The organism is Natrinema caseinilyticum (genome assembly GCF_024227435.1).
In the GTDB taxonomy this organism is placed as follows: Archaea; Halobacteriota; Halobacteria; order Halobacteriales; family Natrialbaceae; genus Natrinema; species Natrinema caseinilyticum.
Map to the genome: position 1 here is coordinate 3,278,592 of NZ_CP100445.1, position 13,704 is coordinate 3,292,295.

A 13,704-nucleotide genomic window follows, 5' to 3' on the forward strand; every position below is an offset into this window, starting at 1 on the left:
ACCACTTAGCTAGACTGCTCGACGAATTCGAGTTCTGAATGCTCATATGTGTAGCACTTAATCCCGTTTTCTTCACAGTGTTCCGCCAACTTCCCGGGCCAAACCCCTTCTTCCTCGAAGTCACCTAAGAATGCGACGGTGACCGCAGCTCTATCTCCACCGTTTCCACTCTCGACCACCACGGCCGTATTCGGATCGCTGTGGCTGGTCTTGATTATCCGATCGCCCGGCGCGTATGGATTCGCCGCGAAATCGAGGTTCTCGTGCTTGTACGTCCAGAGTTTGATGACCGTATCGTGGCAGCACGAAGCCAGGATCGCTAAATCACCATCTCCTCCGAGGTCTGCGCGGTCGTCGACGACTACCGCGAACACCAACGGCTGGACGTGATGGACGAGTACGGTCGGGAGCCGCTACTCGCGACCAGCCGGGGGCGCGTAGCGACCGCGACGATACGGCGCTACGTCTACAAGCGGTCTAGGCCGTACGTCATCGATCGAGAGTGCCCGCACGACCGCGATCCGGATGAGTGTGAGGCGATAGACGTGGGTCACGCGTCGAACTGTCCGTCGAGCGTGACGCCCCACCCAATTCGTCGCGGGTACACAACGCACCTGCTGCAGGCTGGTGTGCCCGTCGACGTCGTCAGCGACCGGTGTAACGTCTCGCCGAAGGTAATCGATCGACACTACGACGTTCGGTCCGAGGAGGACAAGATGCGCCAGCGTCGGGAGGTACTCGACGAGATTTTGGACGACCGCCTGAATGACCGCTGATCGACTACGTTACTCCGGTACGCGATCGGCGTTTCTCACTCGTCTGCCGGCGGCCCGTCCGCGTACTTGCACGTTTCTTCGAACGGACACGACTCGCAGTTCGGGCTCGACGCGGTGCAGACCGCCGTGCCGAAGTCGATGAGCGCGTGAAGGAAGTCGTCGCACCGGCCCGAGGGCGCCAACCGTTTCGCGAGATCCCACATCCTGGGCGCCTCGGGTTCCGTCGCAGTTTCGGGTCCGAATACCCGACCCAACACGCTCGTGGTCTCGCCACGGAACGTTAAGACGGCCGACTTCGAATCGGGAGGTGAGATCGGATGGGCGAATCGAAACACACCGTCGGTGTTGACTGGGCGTCCGGCAACTGGATCGCCGTAGAATACCGGGACGAAGAGTACGAGTGCGTAACTCTGGTCAGTGATTTCGAGGAACTTTGGGAGTCGTTCGAACCGAAACCCGACCGGGTCCTCGTCGACGTGCCAATCGGGCTCTGCGACGAGAACGACGACGAAATCGCGGAGCGGGGGCGAGAATGCGACGATTTCGCGAGAAATGTGCTCGGTTCGAGATCGTCGAGCGTCTTCACTCCGCCGACCCGGCAGGCTGCCGAGTTGGCAAGAGACGGGAAATCACACGAAACCGTTTCGGCGAAGAACAGGGACATCGTCGAGAAGGGGCTCTCGATCCAGGCCTATCACATCGCGCCCGGGATTGCCGAGGTCGACGCGTTCCTTGACCCCGCCGAGGACGAACGGAACCTCCGGCGCGAGCGAGTGGAAGAAGCACATCCCGAGGTGTGCTTCGTCGCGTTCAACGGCGGAGAGCTCGAGTACCCCAAAACGAGCGCCGTCGGATTCGGAGAGCGGCTTTCCGCCCTCGAGAACGTCGTGGACGAACCGGGCGAGACGTTCCGAAAGATTAGCCGCGAAACTCGCGGAACACGAAGACGAGATAGGCGTAGCGGACGTCGAGGCGGACGACGTACTCGACGCGATGGCGCTGGCGATCACAGCTTGCGCGAACGAGGATGAGCGACGGACGATTCCCGAACACCCGCCAAAAGATCAGCGACGGCTACCCATGCAGATGGTCTACAGAGCAGAGTCCCCGTTGGAGGTGAGTAGGTGATGCGAGTACTGTCCTGGAACGTGAACAAGTCCTCGAACCGAGAAGGGAGAATAGAGGATCAGCTCGCGGTAATACGGGAGCACGATGTCGACGTTCTGTTCCTGCAGGAGGTTCGATACGGCACGGATATGAAGTGGCTTGAGGTGTGGCAGGACGGTTTGGAAGAACTCGGTCTAGCTTCGATCGAACACAGTTGCGAGTGGGCCGCGGAACTCGCGGAATCGACGGTTCCGCCGCACGGCGATATCGGACACGACAACGGACACATCACCGCCGTTGCCGAAGACTGGGATCTGCGGAGGAATGAACAGCTGATCAGACCCGATCTCGAGAGAACCGACCGAAGCAAGTTCGACACTAACTTTCCGGAGAAAATTCTGGTGACCGAAGTGGAGACTTCCGATATCGAAATCGAGTGTTGGAACGTCAGAGCCGTGCCCGGTCGGAGCTGGGGAGACGAGAAGATCAAAATCTTCGAAACTGTGTACGAACGGCTCGTGGAAGCGGGATCCGAGACGCAGCTGCTCGCCGGCGATTTCAATTCGCCTCGTCGCGAACTTCCGGACGGCCAAGCGATTCCGTTCGGTTACGACAAAGACGCCGCCGTTCAAGACAGGTGGGTGAGTGCCGAACTCAACGTCCTGAAAGGACTCGGGCGCGTGGACATGGTGGACGCGTTTCGATACGTGCACGGATACGGAGAGATCGGTGTAAGGGATACGAGCTGGAAATCGAAACGGTTCGACCACATCTTCGCTTCGTCGTCGCTCCGTCCGAGCCGGTGCTATTACGAGTCGGTCGATTGTAGCGATCACGCGCCGATCATCGCCGAACTCGAGGCCTGAGCTCGATCGACGCGTCGGTCCAGAATCAGCTTAGTCGCTCCCGTTCGAGACTCGCAAGCGGTGTCGGAGGGACAGCCCACGCTCGCGACGGGTGATCCGACCGCAAAAACTCGATCGAACGGGCGCGTCACGGCGCGCCCGTCGACGGAGCCCCAATCTTGTTGACTATGCCGAATATGCCAACATCGGAATCGAAGACGGGACACGACTATAATTATACCCTTACTAAAGAGTGGGCTATACCCGGCCTTTAAGTGATCAGGTGGGTGTCGAACCTCGACAGACACTTTCGAGACCGATTCTCCGTCCGCAATGCGCTTGGCGTCCGACCGACTGAAGAAATGGGAGACCGGCTGAAGATCCTACCGGGACGTCAGTCGTTTTTGCCCCGACGACAACTCTTTGGCCTGTATGCGAGAGGGTGTCCCGGAATTTGGCCACCACCGTCGTCTCCGAGTCGTATTAGCACCCCTCCAGTTCTTCTTTTTCTGATTCCTGTTCCTCCGCTCCGTCTTCCGCCGGTTCTTGTTCCTTCGCTTCGTCTTCCTCCGCCGGTTGCTCTTCCACCGGTTCGCAGCAGTCCTTCGCGTCTCCGGGAACGACCCGAAGTCGGCGGCTTATGGAATCATCACCGATAGATGCCGTCCACTCGTACTCCCCGACGGGGAGGCTGAAGATGTGGTACGTTCCCGTGAAGCCGCGAGGCTCGAACTCGATCGTTCCCCACGATCCCGTTTCGTCGTCGACCACGCCCGCTTCGCCCTCGACCTCGTAGACCAACTCCTCCTCGACGGACTCGTAGTGATAGCTCGCGACGTCTATGGTGAACGCAAACGTCGGTTCGTCTCCGCATCCAGACGTGGTCTTGACGATTTCCTGTCCCTCGGGATGATCGAAAAGTGAAAGGTAGAAGCCTCCGTCTCTGTCCTCGTAGTCGTCGTCGGCCGTCACCAGCACCGTCCCCGTTTCGGTCGCCTCGCCGGCGGTAATCGTCCAGTCGTATTCACCGGGGCCTAGACTCGTCGGATGGACGTGGCCTATATTATCGCTCTCACTGTCGTTGGGGTCGATTTCGAACACGTCGACTTCTTCGTCGATATGAGCCATTTCGAGCGTAATCGGGACCGAGACGGGCTCGTCCCCGGTATTCCGCACACAGACGTCGAACTCGAACCTGTCTGCACTCGGGCTGATGTGTCGTGTCTCGGTTACATCAACCTCGAGTTCGAGGTCCGATTCCGTCGTCTCGGCTGGGCGCTGTTCGTTCGTCTCGGCTGTCCCCACCGCACCACCGGAAACGAACAGTCCACCAGTCAGGAGCGTCGCACCACTTGCCAGTACCGATCGTCGCTGTCGATCAGACATGCCAGTTCAGGTATCGGTTTATATCGTATTACTACACGTCGGATAAAACTATTCGCCCCTCTGCAACCGGGATGGTATGGCGGATTTCGCCCGAGCTTGCTCGATGAGCCGGGGGACTCCAGGGAGAATCCAGTATCGAGTCCGGTATTCGCGTCGAACTCGGTCTGGCGACGAACTGAACAGGAACGAAGACGATGTGATCGCTGTGACGACCGCGAGACGATTCGCACGGCGCGTTGCAACGCCGGGCGAGTCGCAACGGCGCCGTCTGCCGTTGCTCGAAGGTCCGAGCCCGGAACGGCCGTCGGACCGTGGTGAGAGTGGCGGATGAGACCGATGCCCAAATGCGAGTGCTGGGGCCGATTCGCTGTGACCGCTCGCCCCGGATCTGGGACCTGGACGCTACTCGGAATGGTTCCCACAAGTCTCTGGATCCGGCAAGGTGCTATCAGCCGCGTCTCTGCAGGACCACGACGCTCGGCGGCGCGGCCGCTACGGGACAGGACTGACTCGAATCACTCGAGGTATTGCTGTTCCCACTCTCGACGTTCTTCGATCGCCTGGCGGCCGTGGTCGCTGATCTCGTAATAATTCGTTCGCCGGTCGAGTTGGCCTTTTTCGACGAGCTCCTTGTTGACGAGCGTATCGAGATTCGGATACAATCGTCCGTGATTGATCTCGCTGTTATAATACGTCTCGACTTCGTCTTTGACGTCCTGGCCGGACGGCTGATCGGCCCCTGCGATCACGTACAGAAGGTCTCGTTGAAACCCTGTCAGATCGTCCATTGTTGTATTCCGGTGGACGAACGGGAACACGACTATTTGTTATCGATTTCGTATCAACCGTTTCTCATACGTTCAGCGCCACTAACTGAGTCAAGTCTGCCACTGTCTCTCGTTTCGCCTGGTAATCAGTGACTACAGTCGGCGACGCGAGCCCCGATTCGTTCGTACTACCGGTGGAAATCTGATACTACCGTTTCGCTGACCCGAACAGCTGACGGTCGCCACTGGTTCGAGACGAGGAATCCGCGTCGACGGGTAGCGGACGTCGGCGGTGTGGACTGACGGTATCACGGTGTCAACTGGTGACGCTGGCCGTCGCTGGCAGTCGCTGGTCGGCCGTTGTGTCTGGAAGAATGATAGTCGAATGTGAAACCCGTTACCGAACGTGAAAAGCCGTGTTACAGGCGGGTGACGTTGGTGGCGCGGGGGCCCTTGGGGGCCTGTTCGATATCGAATTCGATGTCTGTGCCTTCTTCGAGGTCCGGACCGCCAACGTCTTCCATGTGGAAGAATACGTCATCGTCCGCGTCGTCCGTCGAAATGAAACCGTAGCCGCCTGTGTCGTTGAAGAAATCAACGTTTCCTTTCGCCATTGCGTTTCGAGAGAGACGACCGATACGTATAACAGTTATGCTATGCTTCGAGTGTCGAAACAAAATAACTGGGGCGATGAGTCGAATGAATGGCGGCCGAAACCAGTAGAAACGACAGATTCGATTTTTCCTATTTAGCCGAGACGTTTCCGAGACGAGTTCTCGCTCGTGACCCACACGAGACCACGCTGTTTGCGCCTCGAGTCCGGTGGGCGGTCGGTCGGCTGTGACCGGAACCGCCGGGAGCGGGTCGATCCCGCCGCATTTGACACCAGTCTAACCGACCGTTCGTCCAGAAGGGCCGGTCCCGACGGCGGAGCGACTCGAGCGAACTGCTGACGCGACGGTCGACGGTCGACGGTCGTTCGTCATCGCACGCGCACACTCGACGCGGGCTCGTGCCCTCGCACGCGCATACTCGGCGCGTGTGCCGTGCACACTCGAATCGGCCACGAATAGCACCGTTTAGGTACGTCCGATGGATACGCTGTGCCATGACAGAGGGACAGGCTCGCGCCGGGCCCACCATCGCGCAGGTCGCGTTGATCGGGCTCTTCGTGACCGCGTTGGTGACTGCACAGTTGACCGCGTCGAAAGTGCTCGCGTTCGAACTGCCGTTCGCCGTCCCGATTTCCGGATCGCAACTTGCACTCCCCGGCGCGGCGCTCGCGTACGCACTCACCTTTCTCGCGAGTGATTGCTATACCGAGCTATACGGCCGTCGCGCCGCGCAGATCGTCGTCAACGTCGGGTTCGTGTTGAACTTTCTCGTCCTCGCACTCGTCTGGTCGACGATCGCCGCACCGGCGGCCGACTCGAGCGTCGATCCGGACGCCTTCGCGACGGCCCTCGGCGCGTCGACGAACGTCGTCGTCGGGAGCCTGCTCGCGTACGTCGTCAGTCAAAACTGGGACGTGATCGTCTTTCACCGCATTCGAGCGTCCACTGGTCCCGAGATGCTCTGGCTCCGAAATATCGCGTCCACGGCGAGCAGTCAGGCGATCGACACCATCATTTTCGTCGGAGTCGCGTTCGCCGTCGCACCCGCCGTTCTCGGTGTCGGGGTCGTCCTTCCGACGGAGGTCATCCTCTCGCTTATCGTGGGTCAGTACCTGCTGAAACTCGGAATCGCCGTCCTCGACACGCCCATCGTGTACGCCATCGTCTCGCTGGTTCGCTCGCGCGAAGGACTCGCCGCCGACGACGCCCACCCCGTCTAAGTCTGCACCTCGATCTCCGATGGTACCGTTCGACAGCCGACTCGTGTACCGAACGGAGAGCGTTTAGTAGCCCGCTCGAGAGGGACGGGTATGGACGAACGCGTACGCGAACACGCCGCGGTGCTGGTCGACTGGAGCGCTCGCGTCGAGGAAGGCGACAACGTCGTCTGTTCCGTGGGGCCGGGCGCCCACGAACTGGCGGTCGCGGTGGCCGAGAAACTCGGCGAACGCGGTGCGAACCTGCTGGCGACGTACGAATCGGGCGAGATCACGCGGGCGTACGTTCGGGCCCACGACGGCGACTTCGACGAGAACCCGGCCCACGAGTTGGCTCTGGTCGAGAACGCCGACGTGTACCTCTCGCTCGGCGGCGGTCGAAACACGAGCGCGACGGCCGACGTGCCCGGAGACAGGCGCCAGACCTACGATAGTGCCAGGACCGAAATTCGCGAGAGCCGGCTGGGAACTCGCTGGGTGTCGACGGTCCACCCGACGCGGTCGCTCGCCCAGCAGGCGAACATGGCCTACGAGGAGTACCAGACGTTCGCGTACGACGCGATCTTGCGGGACTGGGAGTCACTCGCCGAGGAGATGGCTCGGGTCAAAGCGTTGCTCGACGACGGTGACGAGGTGCGACTCGTCTCGAGCGGGACCGATATCACGATGCGGATCGCCGACCGTTCGGCGGTCAACAGCGCCGCCTCGGTCGCCTACGACTCGCACAACCTGCCGAGCGGGGAGGTTTTTACCGCGCCCCACGCCACGGACGGCGAGGTGACGTTCGACGTGCCCATGACCATCCGCGGCGAAGCGGTCCGGAACGTCCGCCTCGAGTTCGACGCGGGCGAAGTGGTCGCGTTCGATGCCGAACAGGGCGCGGGCGTCATCGAGGACGTCCTCGAAACCGACGCGGGCGCGCGCCGACTGGGCGAACTCGGGATCGGAATGAACCGCGGTATCGATCGCTACACGGACAATATACTCTTCGACGAGAAGATGGGCGATACGGTCCATCTGGCGCTCGGCCGAGCCTACGATTCCTGTCTTCCCGACGGCGAAACCGGCACCGAATCGGCCGTCCACGTCGATCTGATAACCGACGTAAGCGAGGACTCTCGTCTCGAGATCGACGGACGGGTGGTCCAGCGAAACGGAGTGTTCCGATTCGAGGACGGATTCGCGGAATAGAACTGCGCCTCGAGGGAATCACTGGCGGTCACGGGTTTCGTTACGTTCTCGGGTCTGGAGCCCTAACTACCGGTATGCGCGACCGGCTCAGAGCGGGCGTCGCGATCTTCAACGACGGCCACTATCACGCCGCACACGACGCCTGGGAGGACCGCTGGCTCGAACTCGAGTCCGGCAGCGACGACGAACGACTGCTCCACGGCCTTATTCAGTACACCGCGGCGGTCTATCACGCGCGCGAACGCAACTGGGATGGGGCGGTCGGACTGGCCGAAAGCGCGGGGGAGTATCTCGCGGCTCTGCCCGCCGACTATCGCGATCTCCGGCTCGATCCCGTTCGATCGTCGCTGACACGGCTGGCAACCGATCCCGAGGTGGTCGAGCGCCGGCCCCCGTTGCGACTCGAGCACGAGGGATCCACACCGACGCGGTCCGATCTCGGGTTCGAGCCGACGGCGATCGCGGCTGTCGTCCTCGCAACGGAGTTCGGCTTCGACGAGGAACCGGTCGAACGGGCGCGGACGTACGCGCGCCAGGACCTCGAGGACGGAGCGGACGACAGTCGATTCATCACGCTCCTGTTCGATTTTGTTCGCGACGACGAGCACCGCGGTATCGTCGCACAGCGACTCGCGGAACACGTCGGGAGGCGGCGGGCTCGGGAGGAGGACGTAGACGGACTGTTCTGACGGTGGCCCGGCACACGGGCGCGATCGCTTCGCGTTCGACCGGAGCTTCAAGTTCGACCCGTCCGAACGCGAGGGTATGGAAATTGGCACGGTGCTCCCGCAACTCGAGATCGGGCACGATCCGCGGACGATAGCCGAGTACGCGATCCGGGTCGAAGAATCCGGCTACGAACACCTCGTCGCGTACGATCACGTCCTCGGTGTGAATCCCGACCGCGAGGGGTGGGACGGTCCGTACGATTACGAGAGCACGTTTCACGAGCCGCTTTCCACCTTCTCGTATCTGGCGGGGCAGACGGACGAACTGGCGTTTATGACCGGCATCCTGGTCCTCCCCCAGCGCCAGACCGCGCTGGTGGCCAAACAGGCTGCCCAACTGGACCGCTTTGCCGACGGACGGTTCCGTATGGGCGTCGGCGTCGGTTGGAACGAACCCGAATACGTCGCGCTGGGGGAGGACTTCTCCCGGCGCGGGCGGCGCATCGAAGAACAGGTCGACGTCCTCCGGCGGCTCTGGACCGACGAACTCGTCGATTTCGAGGGCGAATTTCACGAGATACCGGACGCCGGCATCCGACCGCTCCCGGTCCAGCGACCGATTCCGATCTGGATGGGCGGGATGTCCGAACCGGTCAAGCGACGAATCGCCCGACTCGCCGATGGCTGGCTCCCGCAGTTTCAACCGGGCGACGAGGCCGAGGCTCACCTCGCCGACCTCGCCGAATACGCCGAGGACGCCGGTCGTGATCCCGACGAGATCGGCCTCGGTGGTCGGATGTACGCCGTCCCGGACGAGGAAGACGAATGGATCGATCGTGCGCAGGACTGGCACGACCTCGGCGCCGATTACCTCTCGATCACGACGATGTACCAGGGCCTCGAGGGCGAGGAACACACGGCTCACCTCGAGCGAGTCGCCGAGGTGCTTCGAGACGCTGGTCTATTGTAGCGGGACGGAACCAGTTCCGCGTCCGCATTGGTCTGTCTCCCCCTTCCAACCGCGGTCCTCCTTCTAATCGTGACCTGTGACCGGAAGCGGCTCGTAGGGATCCTCGAGATAGTCCATCTCCGACCCGGTGAGGTCGATTTCGAGGGCCTCGACGGCGTCTTCGAGGTGCTCGACGGAGGTCGTTCCGACGATGGGTGCGTCGACCCAGTCTTTGTGAAGCAGCCAGGCGAGCGAAATCTGGGCCATCGAAACGCCCTTGTCGTCGGCGAGTTCCTGGATTCGCTCGTTTATTTCTCGGCCACCGCCCTGGAGGTAGGACATCTGCTCGAGGTACTTGTCGGTCCGGCCGCGCGTGGTGGACTCGAGTTCTTCGTGCGGCCGGGTTGCGACGCCGCGAGCGAGCGGCGACCACGGAATCACGCCGATATCCTCCCTGTCGCACAGCGGAAGCATCTCGCGTTCTTCCTCCCGATAGAGGACGTTGTAGTGGTTCTGCATCGTCGCGAACCGATCGAGTCCCAGCGAGTCGCTCGTCTGCAAGGCGGCGGCGAACTGGTGGGCCCACATCGACGACGTTCCGATGTACCGCACCTGTCCGCGTCGAACTGCGTCGTCCAGGGCTCGCAGTGTTTCTTCGATCGGCGTGTCGTAATCCCAGCGGTGCGTCTGGTAGAGATCGATCGTGTCCACACCCAACCGATCGAGGCTGGCCGCGAGTTCCTGCTCGATCGCCTTGCGCGAGAGGCCGCTCGCGTTCGGGTTCTCCGGGTCCATTTCGGCGAAGACCTTCGTCGCGACCACCTGCGCGTCGCGATCGTAGCCCTCGAGTGCCTCGCCCAGGATTTCCTCGGATTCGCCCGTGGAGTAGACGTTTGCGGTGTCGAAGAAGTTGATTCCGAGGTCGATGGCGCGATCGATGAGATCCTGACTCTCGTCGGGATCGAGCATCCAGTCTCGGCCGGTGCCGAAACTCATGCAGCCGAGACAGATGCGACTGACCGTCATCCCCGTCGATCCGAGGGTAGTGTACTCCATGCGGATAGATGACCGGTCGATAGACAAAAGATCGCGGCTCGTCCTGGTCGATTGCCGGCTTTCGATCGACGTGGCTCGCGTTTCGTCCAGTCGCGACCCGCCACGTGGTCGGCTCAGTCGTGGTGGGCGGAGTTGTCTCGCGGCTCGTAGTCGAGGACCTCGCGAGCGCGCTCTATCGAGTAGTACTTCCGGTCATTATCGGAGATTCCGTAGACGATCTCGTAGCCGTAGTCGGCGCGGATACAGCGGTCGAAGAGGTGCGCGCAGTCGCGATACGAGAGCCACATCGCCTGTCCGCGCTCGTAGTCGATCGGCGGGTGACCTTCGGTCAGGTTTCCGATACGAACGCAGACGACAGAAATCCCGTACTCGTCGTGGTAGTACCGTCCCAGCGTTTCGCCGGCCGCCTTCGAGACGCCGTAGAGGTTGCTCGGCCGGGGGAGCTCGGTCCCGTCGAGACAGTAGTCGTCGTGCGTGCGGTACAGTTCCGGCGTGCGGTCGTCGGTCTCGTAGGCGCCGACGGCGTGGTTCGACGATGCGAACGCGACTTTCTCGACCCCGGCGTCGACGGCGGCTTCGAAGACCGTCTGCGCGCCGTCGATGTTGTTCGTCAGGACGCTGTCCCACGGCGCTTCCGGTCGCGGATCGCCCGCGAGATGAATCACGACGTCGATGCCGTCCATCGCGTCGCGAACTGCCTCTTCGTCCGTGATGTCTGCGACGACGAACTCGCCCGGTTGGTCGTCCGTCGGCGGATCGCGATCCAGCAAGCGCCACTCGTGATCGTCCGCGAGGCCGCCGAGGATAGCCTCTCCGACCCGCCCCGCAGCCCCAGTAAGCAGGACTGACTGTGCCATTCGTTCGATGTGAGGGAAAGCGGCGATAAGAACCATGCGATTCGGATGCAGAACGGACGGTCGTGGGGCCTCGGATGCAGAACGGACGGTCGTGGGACCCACCAGCCGGCGAACGGGGCGGTCGCCGGTCCGAGAAGCGCGTCGTCGGCGCACGGAAATCGGGGGCGACTGCCGCGGCAACCGAGCAGCCACCCACTTCGAGCGGCCGTTCGCATCGAAATTCCCTTGCACCCCGCCTGCGAGTACTCGCACATGTCCACCGACGCGTCGCCCACCGACGCCGAAGCCGCCTGCTTCGAAGCCGGCATCAAGTTCGGCTCGCTCTACCACCAGTTCGCAGGGACACCGATCTCGCTCGACAGCGCCTCGAGCCTCGCGACCGCGATGGAAGAATCGATCGAAAATCAGCCCCACTGTACGGACGTCGTCGTCGAGATCCGAATCGACGCACTCGAGTCCGCCATCGACGACTCGAGTGCCGACTACACCGAACTGACAGGCCGCTTTCTCGAGGTCGAAATCGTCGTCGAGTACGAGGGCTGTGAGGTCCGCACCCGCATGGAAATGGACGACGGGTATCCGCTGATGCGACTCGAGTCGGTTCGAGGACGAGAGTAGCGTCGCTTCAGGGCGGACGGCGTCGCGATTCGGCCGGGACGTGCGTCGGGTCGAGTCCGGCATCGCCCGGGCCGACCGAATCCTCGACACCCCAGGACCTCCCTTTCGAAATCTCGTCGCTGTTCGACCGATATCGGTGCGCTCCGGACGGATTTTACTTTCACTTTCGGGCTATCTTTTAACCTCGGTGGCCGCAAAGACGAGGGCATGAGCCAAGCCACGTTCGGCGACGACGACGAACTGTTCGGGGAAGCGGCCAGCGAAATGCGCGAGGACGTCGAATCCTCGCTCGCGGACGCCTGGGCGGCGCTGCCCGACGCCGACGACGTCTGGGAGACCGACGCCGACAACGTACTGGGCGTCCTCAACGGCCTCAATTCCGCGCTGAACGCCGGCGACGCCGAGGATCACCTCCGCGACGCGAAGAAGTGGTTCACCATGGGCCAGCGAGCCGATGCCTTCGACGACGCCGACGACCTCGAGGAGGAGATCGGCGACCTCGAGGACGCCATCGCCGATATCTCGGCCGCGGGCGAACAGGTCGGTGAACTCACGTCGACGATTCCGGCGCTTCGCGGGACGCTCGAGGATGCGGGCCCCGAGACCGAAGACACCGACGAGGCTGACGCTGCGGGCGAAGACGAGACCGAAGACACCGACAAGGCTGACGCTGCGGGCGAAGACGAGGCCGAGGCGTAACGGGAGTCGCGCTCTCGGACCGATCGCAGTGAGAGCGTCCCCGTCTCGAACCCGTACCGTCGCCTCGTCCGATTATCGGTGCTCGGGCCGCGAAACATCTCGCTGGGCGACCGCCTCGAGGAGTCGAGCCAGCGAATCCGCGGCTAACTCGAGCAGTTCGGCACCGCGCTCGGCGTCGCCCTCGCTCGGATCCCCGACGACTCCGTTTTCCGTGAACTCCGCCGAGTCGTAAGACAGGTTGGCGCCACTCGTCCAGTCGCCCCAGCGCTCGGCCGCACCCGCACGCGCCTCGTCGATTCGATCCTCTCGGACCGATTCAGGCTCGAGGTGGCGCAGAAGCGCCGTCTCGAGGGGCCCACCGTGTCCCATCTCGGCGGTGTGTTCGCCGACGCACTCGAACCAGGTGAACGGCACGACGTACGCGTCGCCGTCCCTGGTGAGTCGGCCGCCGACTTCTCGCAGCGCGTCGACGTTGCCGCCGTGCCCGTTGACGACGATCACGCGGTCGAAGCCGTGGTGAGCGAGACTCGAGACGACCTCACCGACGTAGTCGCGGAAGGTGTCGTCGGAGACCCACATCGTTCCGGCGAACTGACGGTGTTCCTCGGCGATCCCCACCGGGATCGCGGGCGCTCGAACGACCGCCCGGTCGACGCGTTCGACTCCGGCGTCGGCCACCGCTTCCGCGGTCAGGACGTCCGTTCCGAGTGGCGCGTGAGGGCCGTGCTGTTCCGTGCTCCCGACGGGTACGACCGCGAGGTCCGTCTCGAGGTCCCGCACGTCCGTCCACGTCGCGTCGGAGAGATCCATGCGCGACTATGCCCGCCGTGCGGGCATGAAACCCTCGGTAGCGACGGCCGAACGATGGCATCGGGGCCGAGACGACCGGTTCGCGGACCTCGGAACCCGCCCCCGTGGCGAACGCAGGGAGAACCCGTTTCCGCGCCGTCACGA

At 62.6% G+C, this 13,704-nt stretch carries 17 protein-coding genes and 1 pseudogene; 10 read left to right on the forward strand and 8 right to left on the reverse strand.

Annotated elements, in window-relative coordinates:
- Nucleotides 1-5 precede the first annotated feature (5 nt).
- A complete protein-coding gene (locus NJT13_RS16070) occupies nucleotides 6-374 on the reverse strand; it encodes a DUF7961 domain-containing protein (RefSeq protein ID WP_254522647.1) in 369 nt (122 codons plus the stop codon).
- A 15-nt stretch (nucleotides 375-389) separates the two neighbouring features.
- Here NJT13_RS16070 and NJT13_RS16075 point away from each other — a divergent pair, with 15 nt between their 5' ends.
- Nucleotides 390-776 carry a site-specific integrase gene (locus NJT13_RS16075; RefSeq protein WP_254522648.1) on the forward strand — a complete coding sequence of 129 codons (387 nt, stop codon included), beginning with the start codon at nucleotides 390-392 and terminating at the stop codon, nucleotides 774-776.
- A gap of 35 nt (nucleotides 777-811) precedes the next feature.
- Here the strand turns inward: NJT13_RS16075 and NJT13_RS16080 are convergent, their stop codons facing one another.
- The gene (locus NJT13_RS16080) at nucleotides 812-979 is read right to left on the reverse strand and encodes a hypothetical protein (RefSeq protein ID WP_254522649.1); all 168 of its coding nucleotides are present in this window, start codon (nucleotides 977-979) and stop codon (nucleotides 812-814) included.
- Nucleotides 980-1,093: 114 nt separating this feature from the next.
- On the opposite strand from NJT13_RS16080, the pseudogene NJT13_RS16085 reads away from it, so the two are divergent.
- The 3 genes and pseudogenes from NJT13_RS16085 to NJT13_RS16095 all read left to right on the forward strand — a co-directional run.
- Nucleotides 1,094-1,630: pseudogene (locus tag NJT13_RS16085) on the forward strand (DUF429 domain-containing protein); the annotation flags it as partial.
- Nucleotides 1,563-1,904: a DUF429 domain-containing protein gene (locus NJT13_RS23540; protein ID WP_425499817.1), complete on the forward strand. Its 342-nt coding sequence runs from the start codon at nucleotides 1,563-1,565 to the stop codon at nucleotides 1,902-1,904. The pseudogene NJT13_RS16085 and the gene NJT13_RS23540, both read left to right, overlap by 68 nt.
- Nucleotides 1,904-2,749: an endonuclease/exonuclease/phosphatase family protein gene (locus NJT13_RS16095; RefSeq protein WP_254522650.1), complete on the forward strand. Its 846-nt coding sequence runs from the start codon at nucleotides 1,904-1,906 to the stop codon at nucleotides 2,747-2,749. Before NJT13_RS23540 ends, NJT13_RS16095 begins: the two co-directional genes overlap by 1 nt.
- A gap of 462 nt (nucleotides 2,750-3,211) precedes the next feature.
- Here NJT13_RS16095 and NJT13_RS16100 read toward each other — a convergent pair whose 3' ends face one another.
- The 3 genes from NJT13_RS16100 to NJT13_RS16110 all read right to left on the reverse strand — a co-directional run bounded on the left by NJT13_RS16100 (nucleotide 3,212) and on the right by NJT13_RS16110 (nucleotide 5,495).
- The gene (locus tag NJT13_RS16100) at nucleotides 3,212-4,114 is read right to left on the reverse strand and encodes a hypothetical protein (protein ID WP_254522651.1); all 903 of its coding nucleotides are present in this window, start codon (nucleotides 4,112-4,114) and stop codon (nucleotides 3,212-3,214) included.
- A 515-nt stretch (nucleotides 4,115-4,629) separates the two neighbouring features.
- Entirely contained in the window at nucleotides 4,630-4,902 is a 273-nt protein-coding gene (locus NJT13_RS16105) for a PadR family transcriptional regulator (protein WP_254522652.1), read from the reverse strand.
- 398 nt (nucleotides 4,903-5,300) lie between these two features.
- A complete protein-coding gene (locus NJT13_RS16110) occupies nucleotides 5,301-5,495 on the reverse strand; it encodes a cold-shock protein (protein WP_006087767.1) in 195 nt (64 codons plus the stop codon).
- 494 nt (nucleotides 5,496-5,989) lie between these two features.
- On the opposite strand from NJT13_RS16110, the gene NJT13_RS16115 reads away from it, so the two are divergent.
- The 4 genes from NJT13_RS16115 (at nucleotide 5,990) to NJT13_RS16130 (ending at nucleotide 9,541) form a co-directional block, all read left to right on the forward strand.
- Nucleotides 5,990-6,715 (forward strand): queuosine precursor transporter, encoded by a 726-nt coding sequence (locus tag NJT13_RS16115; protein ID WP_254522653.1) that lies wholly within the window; start codon nucleotides 5,990-5,992, stop codon nucleotides 6,713-6,715.
- Nucleotides 6,716-6,805: 90 nt separating this feature from the next.
- A complete protein-coding gene (locus NJT13_RS16120; protein WP_254522654.1) occupies nucleotides 6,806-7,903 on the forward strand; it encodes an aminopeptidase in 1,098 nt (365 codons plus the stop codon).
- 74 nt (nucleotides 7,904-7,977) lie between these two features.
- Nucleotides 7,978-8,592, forward strand: a complete 615-nt coding sequence (locus NJT13_RS16125) for a DUF309 domain-containing protein (protein WP_254522655.1) — start codon at nucleotides 7,978-7,980, stop codon at nucleotides 8,590-8,592.
- Between the two features lie 76 nt (nucleotides 8,593-8,668).
- Nucleotides 8,669-9,541, forward strand: coding sequence for an LLM class F420-dependent oxidoreductase (locus tag NJT13_RS16130; RefSeq protein WP_254522656.1), 873 nt, complete (start codon nucleotides 8,669-8,671; stop codon nucleotides 9,539-9,541).
- A 63-nt stretch (nucleotides 9,542-9,604) separates the two neighbouring features.
- Here the strand turns inward: NJT13_RS16130 and NJT13_RS16135 are convergent, their stop codons facing one another.
- Both NJT13_RS16135 and azf read right to left on the reverse strand, forming a co-directional pair.
- Nucleotides 9,605-10,576 (reverse strand): aldo/keto reductase, encoded by a 972-nt coding sequence (locus tag NJT13_RS16135; RefSeq protein ID WP_254522657.1) that lies wholly within the window; start codon nucleotides 10,574-10,576, stop codon nucleotides 9,605-9,607.
- 113 nt (nucleotides 10,577-10,689) lie between these two features.
- Nucleotides 10,690-11,433, reverse strand: a complete 744-nt coding sequence (gene azf, locus NJT13_RS16140; RefSeq protein WP_254522658.1) for an NAD-dependent glucose-6-phosphate dehydrogenase Azf — start codon at nucleotides 11,431-11,433, stop codon at nucleotides 10,690-10,692.
- Between the two features lie 252 nt (nucleotides 11,434-11,685).
- Between azf and NJT13_RS16145 the strand changes: the two genes are divergently transcribed.
- Nucleotides 11,686-12,051, forward strand: coding sequence for a dihydroneopterin aldolase family protein (locus NJT13_RS16145; RefSeq protein WP_254522659.1), 366 nt, complete (start codon nucleotides 11,686-11,688; stop codon nucleotides 12,049-12,051).
- A 207-nt stretch (nucleotides 12,052-12,258) separates the two neighbouring features.
- Complete coding sequence (locus NJT13_RS16150; protein ID WP_254522660.1) at nucleotides 12,259-12,750, forward strand: DUF5790 family protein; 492 nt, start codon at nucleotides 12,259-12,261, stop codon at nucleotides 12,748-12,750.
- A 72-nt stretch (nucleotides 12,751-12,822) separates the two neighbouring features.
- On the opposite strand, the gene NJT13_RS16155 is transcribed toward NJT13_RS16150, so the two are convergent.
- A complete protein-coding gene (locus tag NJT13_RS16155; RefSeq protein ID WP_254522661.1) occupies nucleotides 12,823-13,560 on the reverse strand; it encodes a creatininase family protein in 738 nt (245 codons plus the stop codon).
- Nucleotides 13,561-13,704 lie beyond the last annotated feature (144 nt).

Excerpts from the sequence above, each read along its gene's own strand:
- NJT13_RS16080 (WP_254522649.1), bottom strand. The coding sequence starts at position 979 with ATGTGGGATCTCGCGAAACGGTTGGCGCCCTCGGGCCGGTGCGACGAC.
- NJT13_RS16145 (WP_254522659.1), top strand. The coding sequence starts at position 11,686 with ATGTCCACCGACGCGTCGCCCACCGACGCCGAAGCCGCCTGCTTCGAA.
- NJT13_RS16125 (WP_254522655.1), top strand. The coding sequence starts at position 7,978 with ATGCGCGACCGGCTCAGAGCGGGCGTCGCGATCTTCAACGACGGCCAC.
- NJT13_RS16120 (WP_254522654.1), top strand. The coding sequence starts at position 6,806 with ATGGACGAACGCGTACGCGAACACGCCGCGGTGCTGGTCGACTGGAGC.
- NJT13_RS16095 (WP_254522650.1), top strand. The coding sequence starts at position 1,904 with ATGCGAGTACTGTCCTGGAACGTGAACAAGTCCTCGAACCGAGAAGGG.
- NJT13_RS16115 (WP_254522653.1), top strand. The coding sequence starts at position 5,990 with ATGACAGAGGGACAGGCTCGCGCCGGGCCCACCATCGCGCAGGTCGCG.
- NJT13_RS16100 (WP_254522651.1), bottom strand. The coding sequence starts at position 4,114 with ATGTCTGATCGACAGCGACGATCGGTACTGGCAAGTGGTGCGACGCTC.
- NJT13_RS16130 (WP_254522656.1), top strand. The coding sequence starts at position 8,669 with ATGGAAATTGGCACGGTGCTCCCGCAACTCGAGATCGGGCACGATCCG.
- NJT13_RS16075 (WP_254522648.1), top strand. The coding sequence starts at position 390 with ATGGACGAGTACGGTCGGGAGCCGCTACTCGCGACCAGCCGGGGGCGC.
- NJT13_RS16110 (WP_006087767.1), bottom strand. The coding sequence starts at position 5,495 with ATGGCGAAAGGAAACGTTGATTTCTTCAACGACACAGGCGGCTACGGT.
- NJT13_RS16155 (WP_254522661.1), bottom strand. The coding sequence starts at position 13,560 with ATGGATCTCTCCGACGCGACGTGGACGGACGTGCGGGACCTCGAGACG.
- NJT13_RS16135 (WP_254522657.1), bottom strand. The coding sequence starts at position 10,576 with ATGGAGTACACTACCCTCGGATCGACGGGGATGACGGTCAGTCGCATC.
- NJT13_RS16105 (WP_254522652.1), bottom strand. The coding sequence starts at position 4,902 with ATGGACGATCTGACAGGGTTTCAACGAGACCTTCTGTACGTGATCGCA.
- azf (WP_254522658.1), bottom strand. The coding sequence starts at position 11,433 with ATGGCACAGTCAGTCCTGCTTACTGGGGCTGCGGGGCGGGTCGGAGAG.
- NJT13_RS16150 (WP_254522660.1), top strand. The coding sequence starts at position 12,259 with ATGAGCCAAGCCACGTTCGGCGACGACGACGAACTGTTCGGGGAAGCG.